The following is a 16,300-nucleotide window of genomic DNA, read 5'->3' as shown; positions in this document are numbered from 1 at the left end:
CGACCCGTGCGACCCCGTGCGACAGCGGAAAGTACGGCGAAATCCGCGCCATCTGCGGCTCGCTCAGCAGGAACAAATCATCCATCACCGCCTCCTCATCAGAGACGGTGAATCACAGATCATTCCTAATTAATAGGTCCTGAGCCTAGGTTCTCGATCTCCGGGCGGACGCTCGCCCGGCGACATCGCGCTGGCATGGAGATGGCGACAGAGCGCTTTGTCTGCTGGTCTTAGTTGCGCCAAGACCCGATGTCAGAAGCGCCCGATGGCACCGGCTGCACGGATTGGGGGCTGACCACAGGTGGCGAACGGATCTGACCGGCGCGAGCCGCTTGTCGACGCGCTGGCGACGGACGCGCATGAGCTGGATTTTCGCCCCTCCTCCGAGGATCGGGAGGGTGAGACCACGGCGCGCGGGCCGGCCGCTCAGGTCAGCGCTGATGCGTCCAGCCAGCCCGGAAAGGCCCGGCGCGCGGGCGGCGACTCGGTCCTGAGAAAGCTGGCTTATGCCGGGCTCGGGCTCTGCCTGGGCGGCGTCATCCTCTTGGGCGGCGGCGTCGCCTACTACGCCGCGCAGCTGCCTCCGCTCAGCCAGCTCACGGTGCCGAAAAGGCCCCCGAACATCGCCATCCTGGCGAGCGACGGCTCGCCTCTCGCCAATCGCGGCGAGACGGGCGGCCGCGAGGTCTCGCTGGGGGAGCTGCCGCCCTCCCTGCCCAAGGCTTTCGTCGCCATCGAGGACCGGCGCTTCTACGACCATTGGGGCATCGACCTGATGGGCCTTCTCCGCGCAGCCTACCGCAATCTGGCCCATGACGGAGGCCTCCAGGGCGGCTCGACGCTGACCCAGCAGCTCGCCAAGAACCTGTTCCTGACCCAGGAGCGCACGGTCTCGCGCAAGATCCAGGAAGCGATCCTGTCGCTCTGGCTGGAGCGCAGCTACAGCAAGGAGCAGATTCTCGAACTCTATCTCAACCGGGTCTATTTCGGCGCCGGTGCCTATGGTGTCGAGGCCGCGGCGCAGCGCTATTTCGGCAAGTCGGCCCGCAACCTGTCGCTGTCGGAAGCCGCCCTGCTGGCCGGCCTCGTCCAGTCCCCCTCGCGCCTGGCCCCCAGCCGCAACCGGGAAGCCGCACAGGCCCGCGCCGAACGCGTCATCGCGGCGATGAAGGAGCTCGGCTTCATCACCCCCGACATGGCCAGCACGGCTCTTGGCGCACCGGCGCAGATCGTGCGTCCCAAGGCGGCCGGCTCCGCCAATTATGCCGCCGACTACGTGATGGAAGCGCTCGACGACACCGTCGGCGCCATCGATTCCGACATCGTGGTCTCGACCACCCTCGAGCCAGCCCTGCAGGCGGCGGCCGAGCGGGTGCTCGTGGACGAACTCGACGCCAAGGGCCAGAAATTCAATGTGAGCCAGGGCGCCTTCGTGGCGATGCGGCCGGACGGGGCCGTGACAGCGCTGGTGGGTGGCCGCAACTACGAGACGAGCCAGTTCAACCGGGCGACCTCCGCCCGCCGCCAGCCGGGCTCGGCCTTCAAGCCCTTCGTCTATCTGACGGCGCTCGAGCGGGGGCTTCGCCCCGACACCGTGCGCTCGGATTCGCCGGTCAACATCAACGGCTGGAAGCCCGAGAACTATGACCGCGGCTATCGCGGGCCGATCACGCTGCGCAATGCTCTCGCCCTCTCCCTCAACACGGTGGCGGTGAAGCTCACCATGGAGGTCGGTCCTCAGGCTGTCGTGCAAACGGCGCAGCGCCTGGGCATCGCCTCGCCGCTCCAGGCCGACCCCACGATCGCGCTCGGAACCTCCGAAGTCACGCCGCTCGAGCTCGTCGGCGCCTATGCCAGCTTCGCCAACGGGGGCGTCGGGGTCGTGCCCTACGTGATCACCGAGGTGAAGGCTGCGGATGGCAGGCCAATCTTCAACCGCCCCGCGCCGGACGATGCGGGCCGGATCATCGATCCCGCCACCGATGCGATGATGAACGCGATGCTGCACAACGTCTTCGTCATCGGTACGGCCCAAAGGGCGCGGATGCCCGGCTGGCCCATGGCCGGCAAGAGCGGCACCACCAACGACTACAAGGACGCCTGGTTCGTGGGCTTCACCGGCAATCTGGTTGCCGGCGTCTGGCTCGGCAACGACGACAGCACACCCACCAAGGGCGTATCCGGCGGCAACCTCCCGACCGATATCTGGCACAATTTCATGAAGATCGCCCTCAAGGACCAGAAGCCGGTCGGCCTGGCGGGCGTGGCCGGCGCCGGACAGGATCCGCGCTACGCCAATGAAAGCGGCAAGGGCCAGCCCCGGCAACGCATCAGGCGCCAGAAGAATTTCTTCGAGAGGCTGTTCGGGCTCTGAGGTTCGGTCGTTCGGCCCAGAGCTGAGCCCGTAGTTGTCACAGAGCCGCTCCGAGGCTGGGCCAGGAGCAGACTCTGGCTGGTGGCCTGGAAGCAGAGATTGCCAATCGTCTCGCCTGAATTCCGTTCGCGACCCATCTGGGACTGCGGGGAGGTACGCTTCCTGTCGGGCCGATTGACCCGAAAGGAGAGGCCGAGATTGGACCGTCCGCTTGCCGGCGGATCTCCCGAAAGGCGGGATGATCTTCGGAGCGGCTGTTGCCAGTTGTGTTACTTCGTCGGCTGAGAGCGCGCGGTGAGCTTGTTTCCGTCCGGATCGCGAAGGTAGGCGACGAAGGCTCCGTTCGGGCGCTCGCTGGGTGGGCTCTCGATCGCCGTCCCACCATGCGTGGTGCCGGCCTTATGCCACGCGAGAACATGGTTACGGCTCGCAGCGGCGATACCGACAGTCCCACCGTTGGCCGCGGTCGCTGGATTGCCGTCGATCGGCTTCGTGATCATCAGCCGACCGCCCTTGTGGGCATAGATCAGCCTGCCTCTGGCATCTATCTCGCCAGGCTCGCCTCCCAACGCGGCGAATGTGGCGTCGTAGAAATCTCTGGCCCGCTCCAGGTCGTTGCTGCCGATCATGACGTGAGTGAACATAGTCTTATCTCCAAAGAGGGCCTGCGCGAGATAGTCGAGCGCGGTCCGCAAGCGCCCCCCAGAATGCCGTCGCGGCACAGGCGATTGTGGGGCTTGGGACGCTCGGTGAGCGAGCGCGAGCTCGCGGCCATGGCCCGACCATTCGTCGGCCGGGCCATGGCCCTCCATTCGTCAGAACATGTGGAAAGGTGGCTTGGCGTCGTCTGGCAGGAGCGCCTTATAGGGCGTCCGGACCAGGCGCTCCTCGAAGTCGGCCTTGGCCTTTTCCAGCAATCCCGGTTCGACGAGCACGTCCGCGGCTACGCCCGCCATGACCTTCGCAACGTGAACCATGCCCTTGTGCGCCAGCGGCGATTGACCATGGGCCGTCAACTGCCAGGAATGCCCCGGCGTGCCGATCGTATATGTCGCGCCCCGCGCCTGTACCGTCGGCACGGCCCAGGAGACATCACCGACATCGGTCGAGCCCATCATACGCGGCCCCGGCACCTCCTTGGGTGCGATCGCGTTGCACAGGGGAAAATCCGTCACCGGCAATCCCGAGCGGCGAAATGCGCTTTCGATATGCGCGGGCGTCACGCTCTTCTGCATGCGCCTGGCGAAGGCGACGTCGTCTGCATCGAACGGAGGCGGGCCAAGCCGATCGAAATTGCGCTGCATGGCATCCTCCAGGGGCGTGTTCGCCAGCAAGCTGCTCATCGCGCTGACGACTTCGCTGGTGACCGTGGTCTCCGTCATCAGTGCCGCTCCTTCGGCGATTTTCCGGACCCGGGCGAGGAGTTCATGGACCTGGGAGACCATCGTCGCCCGCACGACATATCGGAGCTTGGCCTTGGCTTGGACAACGTTCGGCGCGATGCCGCCTGCTTCGAGATACGCGTAGTGGATGCGCGCATCGCTCGGCATGTGCTCGCGCATGTAGTTGACGCCGACATTCATCAACTCGGCGGCGTCGAGCGCTGAACGGCCGAGATGCGGAGAAGCGGCGGCATGGCTGGCGCGCCCGGAAAACTCGAAGTCGATCGTCGTGTTGGCCAGGGATATGGCTGCCGTCACCGCCGCAAAATCCGCGGGATGCCAGGAAATCGCGATGTCGACGTCCTTGAAGGCGCCCTCCTTGACCATGAACGCCTTGCCTGCCCCACCTTCTTCCGCCGGGCAGCCATAGTAGCGGACGCGGCCCTTGAGCCCACGCTCCGCGAGGAAATCCTTGACCGCCGCGGCCGCCAGCATGGCGCCGGCCCCCAGCAGGTTATGGCCGCAGCCATGGCCGGCCGGCTGGTTCGGAAGCGGTTGATGCTCGGACATGCCGGGGGCTTGCGAGAGCTCAGGCAGCGCGTCGTACTCGCCGAGGATGGCGATCACCGGGCCGTCCTCTCCCGCCTCGCCCATGACGGCGGTCGGCAATCCGGCGATGCTCGTCTCCACGCGAAATCCCTCGCGCCGAAGCTGCTCGGCGTGGGCCGCAGCCGACTTGACCTCGCGGTAGTTGAGTTCGGGCATTTCAAAGACGCGGTCGCTCAACTCGATGTAGTCCGCCTGCTTTGAATCGACGATCGTCCAAATCTTATCGGTATTCTGCACAGCCTTCTCCCGAGATTGCATTCGCGCCATAGAGGCTGCCGAAGGCCGCCGTCATCCGCAATCGCCGGATATCGACAGCCCCAGCCTTCGAGAGGCTACTACAAGGCGAACGGCAGAATGGCCGAATTTTACTCAGAAGAATCGGCAATTGTTGCAGACTGATCGACGTTTGCTTGTGCGCTCCGAAATTCGCGATGCTTGCCTTTGTCCGTTCCCGCTTTCGGCGCTTCTCTTCAGCCGGCGAGCCAGATGGCCCGGAATGTTAGGTTGTTGAGAGGCGCAAACGGCCCAGTGCCTGCCGCAGGCTGCGGATCGTCTCCAAACCCTTACGCCCCCCTCGGGGATAATCCTGTCGGGCGCAGAGACCGCCGGTGCTTGCCGGACGCAAGTGCAGGAGCCAATCATTTTCCGATCTCGCTTCTGATGCTAGGCACGCAAACATGCTCCGGTCGATCCAACAGCTTCGGGACAGCTCCGCGGTGGGCGCGCTGCTTGCCGATGGCGAAGAGCAATTGACGCTGATGGGCGGCGGCTCCGATTACCGCATGCCGTGGCATTGGCACGACTGCCTGATGATCTTCCTGCCGCATATCGGAGCGGTCGATTTCCGCGACGAGACCAGGCAATCCGGCGCCTGGCTGAGCGAGGACCGTTTCGCGGTGGTTCCACAGGGTCTCGCGCACCAGACCTCGGCAGCCCGACCGATCCATCGCCATGTGGCGATCTATGCCGCAGATGGACAACTGGCGAAGATCGAGGCCGGCATCGGCTCATTGCATCGTGTGCGCAGCAAGCTCGGACGAACAGGCTTTTTCGCGATGACGTCCGAGATCCGGTCGCTTCGCGGGCTATGCCAGAGTGGACACGCCGACGACCGAGTTGCGCAGGTCACGCGCAGCCACCTCGCTGCGGCATTGCTGATCCATTGCCTCGCGCAGATCGAGCGAAGCGATGAACTGTCCGGGGCGCGCCCGGAGGGGCATGGCGAAACGCTCGTTGCGGAGATCAGGTCGTTCATCAGCCAGAACGCCAGCAAGGACCTGCCGCTCGACCTCATCGCCGACAGGTTCGGCTTGTCCAGACGCCATGCAACCCGCTTGTTCCGCGACAAGACAGGCTTCTCGATTGCCGCCTTCCAGGACCATGTGCGGATCAGGCAGGCGCAGGAGCTGTTGGTCGCGACGACGCTTCCGATTGGCGAGATCGCCTGGCGCGTCGGCTTCGAATCCGGCTCCGCCCTCGCGCGGGCGATGAAGCGCCTGACCGGCCTGACGCCGACGACCGCGCGGCGGGACTTGGCCCGATCCGACAAATCTTGAGGCCCGCTCGGTCGCGCAAGGGGCCGCCCCGCCCCTTATCCTGGTGGGATGCTTCAAGAGCCAGGCGAGGACATGCGATGCAGGGCGCTCAACCAAATGGCTTCGTCATCCGTTCGGATCTGACGAGGACGATGCCGATCGGCTTCGGGACTGCCGCCGTCGGCGCCGTCGCGCCGTCCATGACGCGATCGGGGCTGCAACGATGAACGACATCAGGCTTGTCAACGTCTTCACCCATAGGGGAAGCGGCGGGAATCCTTGCCCGATCGCGATCGATGCGTCGGGATGGCCGGACGAAAGAATGCAGGCGGAGGCCCAGCGCTTCGGCCACGAATCCGGCTTCGTCCTGCCGGGGTCCAGTGCCGATTTCGATTATGCCTTCCGCTTCTGGGTGCCGCGCCACGAGATGGAAATGTGCGGGCACGCCACGATCGGCGCGCTGTGGTGCCTGGCCATGGCTGGCAAGCTCGGTGCCGATCAGCTGCGCATCGAGACGCGCAGCGGGCCGGTGACCGGCTATGTCGATCTGACGGATCCCGATGACCCGTCGGTCGAGATCAGCCAGCCCGCCGGCAAGGTCGTCGACCTCACTGCGGCCGAGGAAGAGGAGGTTCTGTCGACCCTCAACCTCTCGCGCCGTGATCTCCTCGACCTTCCCATCCAGAATGCGGTGACGTCGCGCATCAAGACGCTCATTCCGATGAAGAGCACCGCGCTTCTGAATGGCCTGTCGTCGAACATGCGGCGGACGGAAGAGTGCTGCGGGCGCATCGGCTCCACGGGCCTGTATCCCTACGCGATCGACGATCGCGGCGCGCAGCGTTTCGAGGCGAGGCAATTCCCGAAATCCTCAGGCTATCCCGAGGATGCAGCAACCGGCATCGCGGCTGCGGCCCTGGCCTTCGGCTTGCTCAGGAACGGGCTGGTGGGTCGCGACAGCCAGCGCATCACCATTCTCCAGGGAAGGGCCATGGGTTCCCTGTCCGAGATCGGCGTGCGCCTGGGATTTGCCGATGACAGGCCGGTCGGCTGTCTTCTTGGAGGCTCCGTCAAGCCAGCGGAACCGCACGAATGGCATCAGGGCAGCGAGCGCTTTGCCGTCTAGGGGTTTCGCGCTGACGCTTCTCCTGGTCGAGCCCCCTATCGCGCCTGATCGCGGCCTTGCCGTGGCTCGACTGCGGCGATAGAGGCGTCGCGCGAGGGGCCGGGCTGGTCGCGGCAGAGCTCGACCAGCCCTGCCCGGTCGCCGGCCTCGAACGCTGCGATCATCGCCCCCTGCCCGGCGCAGGCCTGCGCCAGATGGGCCGGTTTGCTGCCGTGTTCGATCGGTCGCGATTGGCGCGAAATGGCAAGACGGGCAGGCTGTCCACGCACGAAATGCCCGCCGCGGGACTCGCGGGCCGATTCGTCCGCGATTGCGTGCTGCAGCGAGCCGGAGCGCTCACGCAGGAGCCGGCACGGCGGGGGACAAGCAGCAATGTCAGGCGCAACGGCGCGCGATCTCGCCTTTCCGCAGTCTGCCGACACAGTCTCCTGCGCGACGGTTCTCAGGATCGACAGCAGGTGGCCCCCGCGCCAGGCCAGGGGGGCAAGCCCTATGCCGGATTGCGCCGCGAAGGCCGCAGCCCTATCCCGGCAGTATCGGGGCGTCCCTCCCTTGCAAGGCGTTCAGAACGTTCTCCGTGCCGGACAATTGTCTGGCTTGGACGGACTGGTGTCGTCGACTTCCACGCGAGACTGAGACCATGGCTGCTGTTTCAACGACCGACGAGCTCGAGGTTGCATCCGGGATGCTCCATCGGTTCTCCACGCTGATCGAGGACGGTCTGACGAGGAGGCTGTCGGGCTGGCTCTCGTCCGGCGGTGCGTGGCACGATTTCGTCCAAGTTCTGGAGGCCGCCGGCTATCGTCCCGCGCTGCTGGCTCTCGGCATTGCAGCGGTTTGCCTGATTGCCGCTGTCGCAACGGCAGCTTTTGCCAGCGCGATCATCGGCAAAGTGAAGGCCCGGCCGCTTCTGTTCGGGGCCGCCTGGTTTGCGGCCGCCTTGCTCGCGGTGCTGGCGGCCTGGGTCCTGCTCCTCAGTCTCATCTCCGATACGGTGCTCCGCCGCGCCTTGCTCAACTGCGTCGTGATCTCGGCCGTGGCGACAATGATCTGTTTCCCGCTGGCCACCGGTCGCCGGTCGATCTTCTGGCCTTGGCGACGCGATCTCGCGGTCGCCATCGGCATCGCGGCCGGCGGCCTGGTGGTCCTTGCCTGTCTGCGCATATGGAATGCGGCCGATCCGCTACGCGATCTCTTCGCAACATTCGCGGTGTCCTTGCCGTTCACCATTCTGGTCGCAGCCGCGTATCTTCGTCATCGCGGGCAGGTGACGAGGGTCCTGTCCTTCGGCAGCAGCGCAGGATCGCTCCGCCGGAAGCTGGCTGCACTCTGGCCCGGGCTCGTGGTGGCGGTCGTCATCGCCGCCTTCCTCTTCATCCAGCTGGACCTGACGATTGGAAGGCCGACACGGGGCGGATTGTTGCTGCTTTCGCTTCTTCTGGTTCTCGCCGGTCCTCATCTCGACGTCGCCATCGAAAGACGCGGCTGGCAGGCGGTTCGCTCGCAGGGCGGAGAACTGACGGGCGCGCTGTGGCGCACCTTCCGCATCGTGGTCGCCGCATCGATTCTCGCGGTCTTGGCCACGCTCTGGCTCCTGCCGATCCTGGATGTCGTCGGTATTCCGCGGGGCACCGTCCTGCTGAAAGCCGGCGAGATCCTGATGCTCGTGCTGGTCATTGCCTTCTGCTGGAACTGGGTGGCCATCATGGCCGCCCGCATCAGACCTCAAACGCCGGGCGATCCGCAGGTCCCCGCCGCCATGATCGGCACGCGGCTGACCACTGTCGGCCCATTGCTCGTGGGCCTCACCAAGGCCGCGCTTCTGACGCTGGGGGCTCTGACCGTCCTGGTGATGCTCGGCATCAATGTCTGGCCGCTGATCACCGGCCTCTCGATCTTCGGCCTGGCGATCGGGCTGGGCTCCCAGACCCTGGTCAAGGATGTGGTGGCCGGTCTGTTCTTCCTCGTCGATGATGCCTTCCGCCTGGGCGAATATATCGAGACCTCAGGAGCCAAGGGCACTGTCGAGAGAATTTCGTTGCGATCGGTCTCCCTGAGGCACCCGCGTGGTCCGGTTGCGACCATTCCTTTCGGGCAGATCGGGAAGATCCAGAATTTCAGCCGCGAATGGGTCATCGAGAAGATGATGTTCCGAGTTGCCTTGGACACCGATGTCGAAGCCGTGCGGAAACTGTTCAAGAAGATCGGGCAGGAGATCGAAGCGGATCCGGAGCTGAACGCCGATCTGCTTGAGCCGTTCAAGAGCCAGGGCATTGCAGCCCTCGAGGAAGGCACTCTGGTAATCCGCGCCAAATACAAGGCCCGGGCCGGGCGTCAATTCCAGATCCGCAAGGCGATCCTGTCCAAGGTGCGGATCGTGCTGGCGGAGAACGGCATCAAACTGGTGCCCAAGCCGCTTCATGTCCCCGAGATGGGTGGGTGAGCCTGGCTGTTCGCCTTCGTTTACCGGGCATCGGGGCCTTGCGGCCACAAGAACCGGTCCAGGCATAAGAACGGGTCCAAGCCGAAGCATCGGCCGCTCATCTGCGACGGGGCGCGAGGGCGACCCAGCAGGTCAACGAATAGACAACCGATCCCATGGCGACCATCGCGATCTCAGCCATATCGCGCTCCATCGATCCTCCGGCCGTCAGGCAACCAGACACCGGGCGAATCTCGGGCGGGGCTTTGACCTGTCGGCACGGCCTGACAGTCGAAGCCTTCATCCGATCGATCGCTGTCCGATCAGCAGACGAAACCTGTCGAGATCATTTCGCGCATTGCCCGGTCGCCGGGTCTTGCCATTTGGCGCCAATCGCGTCGGCAATCGTTCGATCCCGTCAGGGAAGACGCCCCGGCCGAGCACGGCGATATCTGCGAGATCGCCCGCTTCTTCCGCGTCACGGCGGAGATCGCCATGGTGCGTGAGGCTCATCCGCCGCAGGTGGACGTGGTCTATCCCTGATCCCTGAGGAGACGCTCGACGCAGGTCGCCAGCGAGCCGCGCCATGCGGGAAGCGTAACGCCGTGCCGCGCGGCGAGCTTGCCGCAGTCGAGCCGTGAATTGGCCGGCCTCCGCGCTGGCGTCGGGTAATCCGTCGTGGCGATGCGCTTGACCGCGACCGGCTTGCCGCCGAGCCGCTCCCGGTCTGCGAAGATCGCCTCGGCGACATCGGCCCAGACCGCTTCCCCCGCAGCACTCATGTGAAAGATGCCGCGCAGTGTCTCGTCCTGGGGGCGGGCGACCAGATTGCGCGCCACCGCCAGGACGGCGTCGGCGATGTCGAGCGCGCTGGTCGGGCAGCCATGCTGGTCCGCGACCACGCCGACCTCGTCGCTTTCGGCCAGGCGCAGCATGGTCTTGACGAAATTCTTGCCGAAGGGGCTGTAGATCCAGGCCGTACGCAGGATCGCGTGGTTGTCCGAGGCGGCCGCGACCGCCCGCTCGCCGGCCAGCTTGCTGGCACCATAGGCTGAGATCGGCCCGGTCGCATCGTCCTCGCGATAGGGCCGGTCGAGCGCCCCGTCGAAGACGTAGTCGGTCGAAATCTGGATGACGGGAACGCCAAGTGCGGCAGCCGCGCGCGCCGCTTCACCGGCCGCCTCGCCGTTGACGCGCATGGCGAGGTCGGGCTCGCTCTCAGCCTGGTCCACCGCCGTATAGGCCGCCGCATTGACGATGACATGGGGCCTGGCCGCGCGCAGCGCTGGCGCGATCATTTTGGGGATGGCGAGATCCAGTTCCGGGCGGCGGAGCGCGACGACTTCAACACCGGTCGGCACGCGCTCCAGCATGGCGCGGACGACCTGGCCGGTCCAACCGGTGACGACGATGCGCAGACCCATCAGTCGAAAAACCGCAGCATCTCGGCGAGCCGCGGATGCTTGCGATCCTTGTCGGAGAGGGTCAGCGAGGTCAGGGGCAGAGCCCCGGCGATGCCGAGGGCCGGATCATCGAAGGCGAGCCCATGATCGTTCTCCGGCGCGTAGGGCGCGGTAGCCTTGTAGAGCACTTCGGTGTCCGGCTCGTGTGTGACGAAGGGCATTGTCATGTCTGGCACGATATGGCCGCTGGCCCTGATGTTGTCCGCTTGAACCGATCCCCTACGTAGATCGACGAATTTTCGCGGCTCGTCCATGGACGCGAGGGGGACCCGAATCCGCAACCCCTCCCGGCTCATGATCATAGCGACCTCCAGTGCTGAAGATCAGCCTCGTCTTCGCCAAACTGAATGGCCGAAAAGCGGACGTACCCAACGTCAGAAAAGGCAGCTCCGGACATTGTCACCCGCCCCCCGGCCAAAACCGCCCTATCGCGCCTGATCGCGGCCCTGCCTCTGCTCCACGGCGGCGATATAGGCGTCGCGCGAGGGGCCGAGATGGTCGCGGCAGAGCTGGACCAGCCTCGCCCGGTCGCCGGCCTCGAGCGCGGCGATCATCGCCCAATGCTCGGCGCAGGCCAGCGCCAGATGCGAGGGGCTGGCCGCCGTGATCGAACGGGCGCCATGAACCTTCTGCGCCATCATCTGGATCAGCTCGACCAGATGCGGATTGCCGCATGCGGCAAAGAGCGCCTCGTGAAACGCCATATTGGCGCGGAAGGCCGCGCGCGCGTCGGCGTCAGTGACCGCGGCCGCATGGACCTCCTGAATGGCTTTCAGCCGTGAGACGATCTCGGAGCCCGCCGGCAGCGGAATCTGCTCAGCCGCCAAGGTCTCCAGCGCCTCGCGCACCGAATAGATCTGGTGCACCTCCTGCGGCTCCAGCAGCCTGACGGCTGCGCCCTTGTTCGGCACGCGCTCGACCAGCCCGACCCGCTCCAGCTCGGCCAGGGCCTCGCGCACGACATGGCGCTTCACCTCGAGCCGAGCGGCGATGTCCTCCTCGATCAGGCGCTCGCGCGGCAGCAGCCAGCCAAGCACGATCTCCTCCTCGAGGGCATCGGCCACCATGCGGGTGCGGTCGGCGGTGGCGGGCTTCAACGAGAGGACGGACATTCGGCTTATTCCAGTTCCAACATAATTGTTGACAATCATGTCAACGGCAACGCCTCATCATGTCATGACGAGCACCAATGACAAGACGGCCCCCGCCAAACCGGCCCCGCGCGGCATGCGCCGCAATCTCGCCAGCTATGGCGATCCCGGTTTTTCGCTGTTCCTGCGGAAGGCGTTCATCAAGGCGGCCGGTTTTTCCGACGATGCGCTGGACCGGCCGATCATCGGCATCACCAACACCTTCAGCGACTTCAACCCCTGCCACGGCAATGTGCCGCGCCTGATCGAGGCGGTGAAGCGCGGCGTCATGCTCGCCGGCGGCCTGCCGATGGAGTTCCCGACCGTCTCGATCCACGAGTCGTTCTCGAACCCGACATCGATGTTCCTGCGCAACCTGATGGCGATCGACACCGAGGAGATGATCCGCGCCCAGCCGATGGATTCGGTCGTGCTGATCGGCGGCTGCGACAAGACCGTGCCGGCGCAGCTGATGGGCGCGGTCTCGGCCGATATCCCCGCGATCCAGCTCATCACCGGCCCGATGCTGGTCGGCCACCACAAGGGCGAGATCCTCGGCGCCTGCACGGATTGCCGCAGGCTCTGGGGCCAGCACCGGGCCGGCACGATCGACGAGGCCGAGATCGAGGTCTTGAGCGGCAGGCTCGCACCGACGCAAGGCACCTGCATGGTCATGGGCACGGCCAGCACCATGGGCTGCCTCGTCGAGGCGCTCGGCATCGCGCTGCCCGGCACCGGCACGATTCCGGCAACCCATGCCGACCGCATCCGCGCCGCCGAAGCCAGCGGCAAACAGGCTGTCGCTCTGGCCAAGGGCGGAGCAAGGCCGAGCGAATTGCTGACCGAGACCGCCTTCCGCAACGCCATGGTGGTGCTGCAGGCGATCGGCGGCTCGACCAACGGGCTCGTCCATCTCGCGGCCATCGCGCGGCGCGCAGGCTTGAGCATCGATCTCGAGGAGTTCGACGCGATCGGCCGCGCCGTGCCGGTGCTGATCGATCTGAAGCCGTCGGGCGATCATTACATGGAGCATTTCCACTGGGCCGGCGGCGTGCCGAAGCTGATGAAGGAGCTGCGCGCGCATCTGGCGCTCGACGCCATCACCATCAGCGGCCAGACCATCGGCGAGATCGCGGAGGCCGCCGAGGAGGTGCCGAACCAGACGATCATCCGCAGCGCCGCAAACCCGCTCAAGCAGACCGGCGGCATGGCCGTGCTGCGCGGCAACCTGGCGCCGGGCGGCGCGGTGATCAAGCATTCGGCCGCGTCCCCCGCCCTGCTCCAGCACACCGGCCGGGCCGTGGTCTTCGACTCCGTCGAGGACATGGTGACGCGCATGGACGATCCCGCGCTCGACGTGACCGCCGATGACGTGCTCGTGCTGCGCAATGCCGGGCCCAAGGGCGCGCCCGGCATGCCCGAGGCCGGCTATCTGCCGATCCCGAAGAAGCTCGCCCAGGCCGGCGTCAAGGACATGGTCAGGATTTCGGACGCCCGCATGAGCGGCACCGCCTTCGGCACGATCGTCCTGCACATCACGCCTGAATCGGCGGTGGGCGGCCCGCTCGGGCTGGTCCGCGATGGCGACCTGATCAGGCTCGACGTGCCCGCCCGCCAGATCGAATTGCTGGTCGAGGCGGCCGAGCTCGACCGCCGCAGGGGTGAATGGCAGGCGCCCGCCCATCTCAGGGAGCCCTCGCGCGGCTATCGCGGGCTTTATCTGAAAAGCGTCCTCCAGGCCGACGAAGGCTGCGATTTCGACTTCTGCTGACCGGCCGCAGCGCGGCTCAAGACACGTGATGCAGGGCCGGACGAACCGGCCCGCAGCCCAACCCGGAGGACAATGCCCGATGCTGAAACGCGCCTTTCTCGGCGGCACGCTCGCCGCTCTCTCGCTTGCCGGTCTGTCACTTGCCCTTGCCGCCCCCGCAGGCGCGCAGGCCTATCCGCAAAGGCCGGTCACGCTGCTCGTGCCCTATGCGCCGGGCGGGGCGACCGACATCATCGGCCGCGTCATCGCCGAGGAACTCTCGCAGAGCATCGGCCAACGCGTCATCGTCGAGAACCGCGCCGGCGCGGCCGGCAGCGTCGGCGCGGCTGCCGTCGCCCGCTCCCAGCCCGATGGCTATCTGCTGCTGATGGGCGCGCTCACCAGCCACTCGATCAATATGGGGCTGCAGGCCAAGCCCGGCTTCGACCTGAAGAAGGATTTCGCGCCCGTCACCCTCGCCGGCACGGTCGGCCTGGCGCTCGTCGTCCACCCCTCGGTGCAGGCCAAGACGATCCCCGAGCTGATCGCGCTCGCCAAGGCCAAGCCCGAGGACTTCAACTACGCCTCCTCCGGCAATGGCTCGCCGCAGCATCTGGCCGGCGAGATGTTCAACGCCCGCGCCGGGACGAAGCTCGGCCATGTGCCCTATCGCGGCAGCGGCCCGGCCATGACCGACATGATCGGCGGCCAGGTCAAGGTGATGTTCGACACCATTCCCTCCGTGCTGCAGCATGTGAATGCGGGCTCGCTGAAGGCGATCGCGACCACCGGCCGCGAGCCCTCCCCCTTCATGCCGGATTATCCCACCGCGATCTCGCAGGGGCTGCCCGATTTCGAGATCGGCTCCTGGTTCGGGGTGCTCGCCCCGGCCGGTACGCCGCAGCCGATCATCGACAAGCTCAACGCCGAGATCGTCAAGGCGCTGAAAAGCCCCAAGGCGCTGGAAGCGATGAAGCTGCAAGGCGTGACGCCAAAGCCCGGCACGCCGGCCGAGGCGGCCGCGCTGATCGACAGCGAGATGACGAAATGGAGCGACCTGATCAAGGCGACCGGGCTGAAGCCGGAGTGATGGAATTTGGCTCTGCGCTGCGCTAGGCCCGGAGCGGTGGCACCGGTGAGATCCTGCGCTCATCGACGCCAGCCCTTGGGAGCGCGAGCATCATGACAAACCCCATCGAGCGCATCGCCATTGTCGGCGCCGGCATGATCGGCGCGAGCTGGGCGGCCCTCGCCTGCGCCCATGGCGTCGCTGTCGCGGCTTACGACCCCTCGCCCGCTGCCGAGGAGAAATTCTTCACTTACGTCGCGCGGGCGCGGGCGCAGCTCGCCGAACTGGGGCTTGACGGGGCGGGGGCGCTCAGCTTTTCGACCAGGCTCGGCGCGGTGCTTGAAGGCGCGCAGTTCATCCAGGAGAACGGCCCGGAGAACGAGGCCGTGAAACGGCAGTTGCTGAGCCAGATCGACGCCCAGACGGCGCCGGATGCGATCATCGCCAGCAGCACCTCGGCCCTGCTGCGCAGCGCCATCGTCGCCGAGTGCCTCCGGCCCGAGCGCATCATCGTCGCCCATCCGTTCAACCCGCCGCATCTCGTGCCCCTGGTCGAGATCATCGGCGCGGATGAGGCCGTCATTGCCCGCGCCAGCGCCTTGTATCGCGCGCTGGGGCGCAGGCCCGTGGTGCTGAACCGGGAAATGCCGGGCCATATCGCCAACCGGCTGGCGTCGGCGCTCTATCGCGAGGCGGTCCATCTGGTCGAGCAGGGCGTGGCCAGCGTCGCCGATATCGATGCCGCCCTGTGCCACGGGCCGGGTCTGCGCTGGGCTCTGATGGGCCCGCATATGACCTATCATCTCGGCGGCGGCGATGGCGGCATCAAGGGCTATCTCGCCCATCTCGGGCCGAGCCAGCTCAGGCGCTGGGAATCGCTCGGCCAACCCTCCCTCAGCGAAGAAGTGCAGCGCCGGATCGTCGAGGGGGTGGCAGAAGAGAGCGCCGGCCGCTCGATCGCAGAGCTGGAAGCGCGCCGCGACGAGGGCCTGCTGGCGCTGCTGAAATCGCGCAAGCTGGTGAGCGAGTAGGCGGGGTCACAGGCCTGAGTTGGCGCGCAGCAAATCCCGCGCGCCGTCCTTTCGCGGAGCAGGCGGCGGCACGCCCCTCAGCCCTGACAGGTGCCCTACAAATCGGTGATCGGCCCCGTGCCCTTGCGGAAGGTTCTCTCCTGCCCCCTCGTCCGCGACGCGTCCCGGCGCTCGATCTGGACGGAGAGGCTGAAGTCAAGCGCGCCGGAGCAGCGGCCACTCAGGGTGATCCTCGTTTCCCCCTGGTCGTGGCTGAAGCTGCAGGTGAGGGATTGGCTGAACCCGGGGCGTTGATCCTGCGCCCAGGCTGGCGATGTCGCGGCCAGGACCAGGGCCACCGCAAATGCCTTGTCGGTCAGGGTGTGTCGCATCGGTCTGTCCTCCCGTCGGCCAAACGTGGGAGTGCGCC

General features: G+C 66.3%; 14 protein-coding genes. 7 read left to right on the top strand and 7 right to left on the bottom strand.

What is annotated here, in order from left to right; all coding sequences use genetic code 11:
- Positions 1-301: 301 nt before the first annotated feature.
- Positions 302-2,374, top strand: a complete 2,073-nt coding sequence (locus AB4118_RS33645) for a transglycosylase domain-containing protein (RefSeq protein ID WP_441493834.1) — start codon at positions 302-304, stop codon at positions 2,372-2,374.
- A 269-nt stretch (positions 2,375-2,643) separates the two neighbouring features.
- Here AB4118_RS33645 and AB4118_RS33640 read toward each other — a convergent pair whose 3' ends face one another.
- Positions 2,644-3,018: a VOC family protein gene (locus AB4118_RS33640; RefSeq protein WP_441493833.1), complete on the bottom strand. Its 375-nt coding sequence runs from the start codon at positions 3,016-3,018 to the stop codon at positions 2,644-2,646.
- Between the two features lie 171 nt (positions 3,019-3,189).
- Positions 3,190-4,602: a M20 family metallopeptidase gene (locus AB4118_RS33635; RefSeq protein ID WP_441493832.1), complete on the bottom strand. Its 1,413-nt coding sequence runs from the start codon at positions 4,600-4,602 to the stop codon at positions 3,190-3,192.
- Between the two features lie 440 nt (positions 4,603-5,042).
- Here AB4118_RS33635 and AB4118_RS33630 point away from each other — a divergent pair, with 440 nt between their 5' ends.
- Both AB4118_RS33630 and AB4118_RS33625 read left to right on the top strand, forming a co-directional pair.
- Positions 5,043-5,921: a helix-turn-helix domain-containing protein gene (locus AB4118_RS33630; protein ID WP_441493831.1), complete on the top strand. Its 879-nt coding sequence runs from the start codon at positions 5,043-5,045 to the stop codon at positions 5,919-5,921.
- Positions 5,922-6,123: 202 nt separating this feature from the next.
- Entirely contained in the window at positions 6,124-7,026 is a 903-nt protein-coding gene (locus tag AB4118_RS33625) for a PhzF family phenazine biosynthesis protein (protein ID WP_441493830.1), read from the top strand.
- Positions 7,027-7,061: 35 nt separating this feature from the next.
- On the opposite strand, the gene AB4118_RS33620 is transcribed toward AB4118_RS33625, so the two are convergent.
- Entirely contained in the window at positions 7,062-7,295 is a 234-nt protein-coding gene (locus AB4118_RS33620) for a hypothetical protein (RefSeq protein ID WP_441493829.1), read from the bottom strand.
- Between the two features lie 371 nt (positions 7,296-7,666).
- Between AB4118_RS33620 and AB4118_RS33615 the strand changes: the two genes are divergently transcribed.
- Positions 7,667-9,469, top strand: a complete 1,803-nt coding sequence (locus AB4118_RS33615; protein WP_441493828.1) for a mechanosensitive ion channel family protein — start codon at positions 7,667-7,669, stop codon at positions 9,467-9,469.
- Between the two features lie 512 nt (positions 9,470-9,981).
- Here the strand turns inward: AB4118_RS33615 and rfbD are convergent.
- The 3 genes from rfbD to AB4118_RS33600 all read right to left on the bottom strand — a co-directional run bounded on the left by rfbD (position 9,982) and on the right by AB4118_RS33600 (position 12,023).
- Positions 9,982-10,872, bottom strand: coding sequence for a dTDP-4-dehydrorhamnose reductase (gene rfbD / locus AB4118_RS33610; RefSeq protein WP_441493827.1), 891 nt, complete (start codon positions 10,870-10,872; stop codon positions 9,982-9,984).
- A complete protein-coding gene (locus tag AB4118_RS33605; RefSeq protein ID WP_441493826.1) occupies positions 10,872-11,078 on the bottom strand; it encodes a dTDP-4-dehydrorhamnose 3,5-epimerase family protein in 207 nt (68 codons plus the stop codon). Before AB4118_RS33605 ends, rfbD begins: the two co-directional genes overlap by 1 nt.
- Before the next feature lie 258 nt (positions 11,079-11,336).
- The gene (locus AB4118_RS33600) at positions 11,337-12,023 is read right to left on the bottom strand and encodes a GntR family transcriptional regulator (RefSeq protein ID WP_441493825.1); all 687 of its coding nucleotides are present in this window, start codon (positions 12,021-12,023) and stop codon (positions 11,337-11,339) included.
- 64 nt (positions 12,024-12,087) lie between these two features.
- Here AB4118_RS33600 and AB4118_RS33595 point away from each other — a divergent pair, with 64 nt between their 5' ends.
- The 3 genes from AB4118_RS33595 (at position 12,088) to AB4118_RS33585 (ending at position 15,891) form a co-directional block, all read left to right on the top strand.
- Positions 12,088-13,812 carry an IlvD/Edd family dehydratase gene (locus tag AB4118_RS33595; protein ID WP_441493824.1) on the top strand — a complete coding sequence of 575 codons (1,725 nt, stop codon included), beginning with the start codon at positions 12,088-12,090 and terminating at the stop codon, positions 13,810-13,812.
- Between the two features lie 79 nt (positions 13,813-13,891).
- Positions 13,892-14,881, top strand: a complete 990-nt coding sequence (locus AB4118_RS33590) for a tripartite tricarboxylate transporter substrate binding protein (protein WP_441493823.1) — start codon at positions 13,892-13,894, stop codon at positions 14,879-14,881.
- Positions 14,882-14,973: 92 nt separating this feature from the next.
- Positions 14,974-15,891 (top strand): 3-hydroxyacyl-CoA dehydrogenase NAD-binding domain-containing protein, encoded by a 918-nt coding sequence (locus AB4118_RS33585; RefSeq protein ID WP_441493822.1) that lies wholly within the window; start codon positions 14,974-14,976, stop codon positions 15,889-15,891.
- Between the two features lie 95 nt (positions 15,892-15,986).
- Here the strand turns inward: AB4118_RS33585 and AB4118_RS33580 are convergent, their stop codons facing one another.
- Positions 15,987-16,262 (bottom strand): hypothetical protein, encoded by a 276-nt coding sequence (locus tag AB4118_RS33580; RefSeq protein WP_441493821.1) that lies wholly within the window; start codon positions 16,260-16,262, stop codon positions 15,987-15,989.
- Positions 16,263-16,300: the final 38 nt, after the last annotated feature.

This window comes from Allobosea sp. 2RAB26 (assembly GCF_052115465.1).
Classification (GTDB): Bacteria; Pseudomonadota; Alphaproteobacteria; order Rhizobiales; family Beijerinckiaceae; genus Allobosea.
Note: the sequence above shows the minus strand (reverse complement) of the source record. Positions and strands in the feature narration are given on the sequence as shown.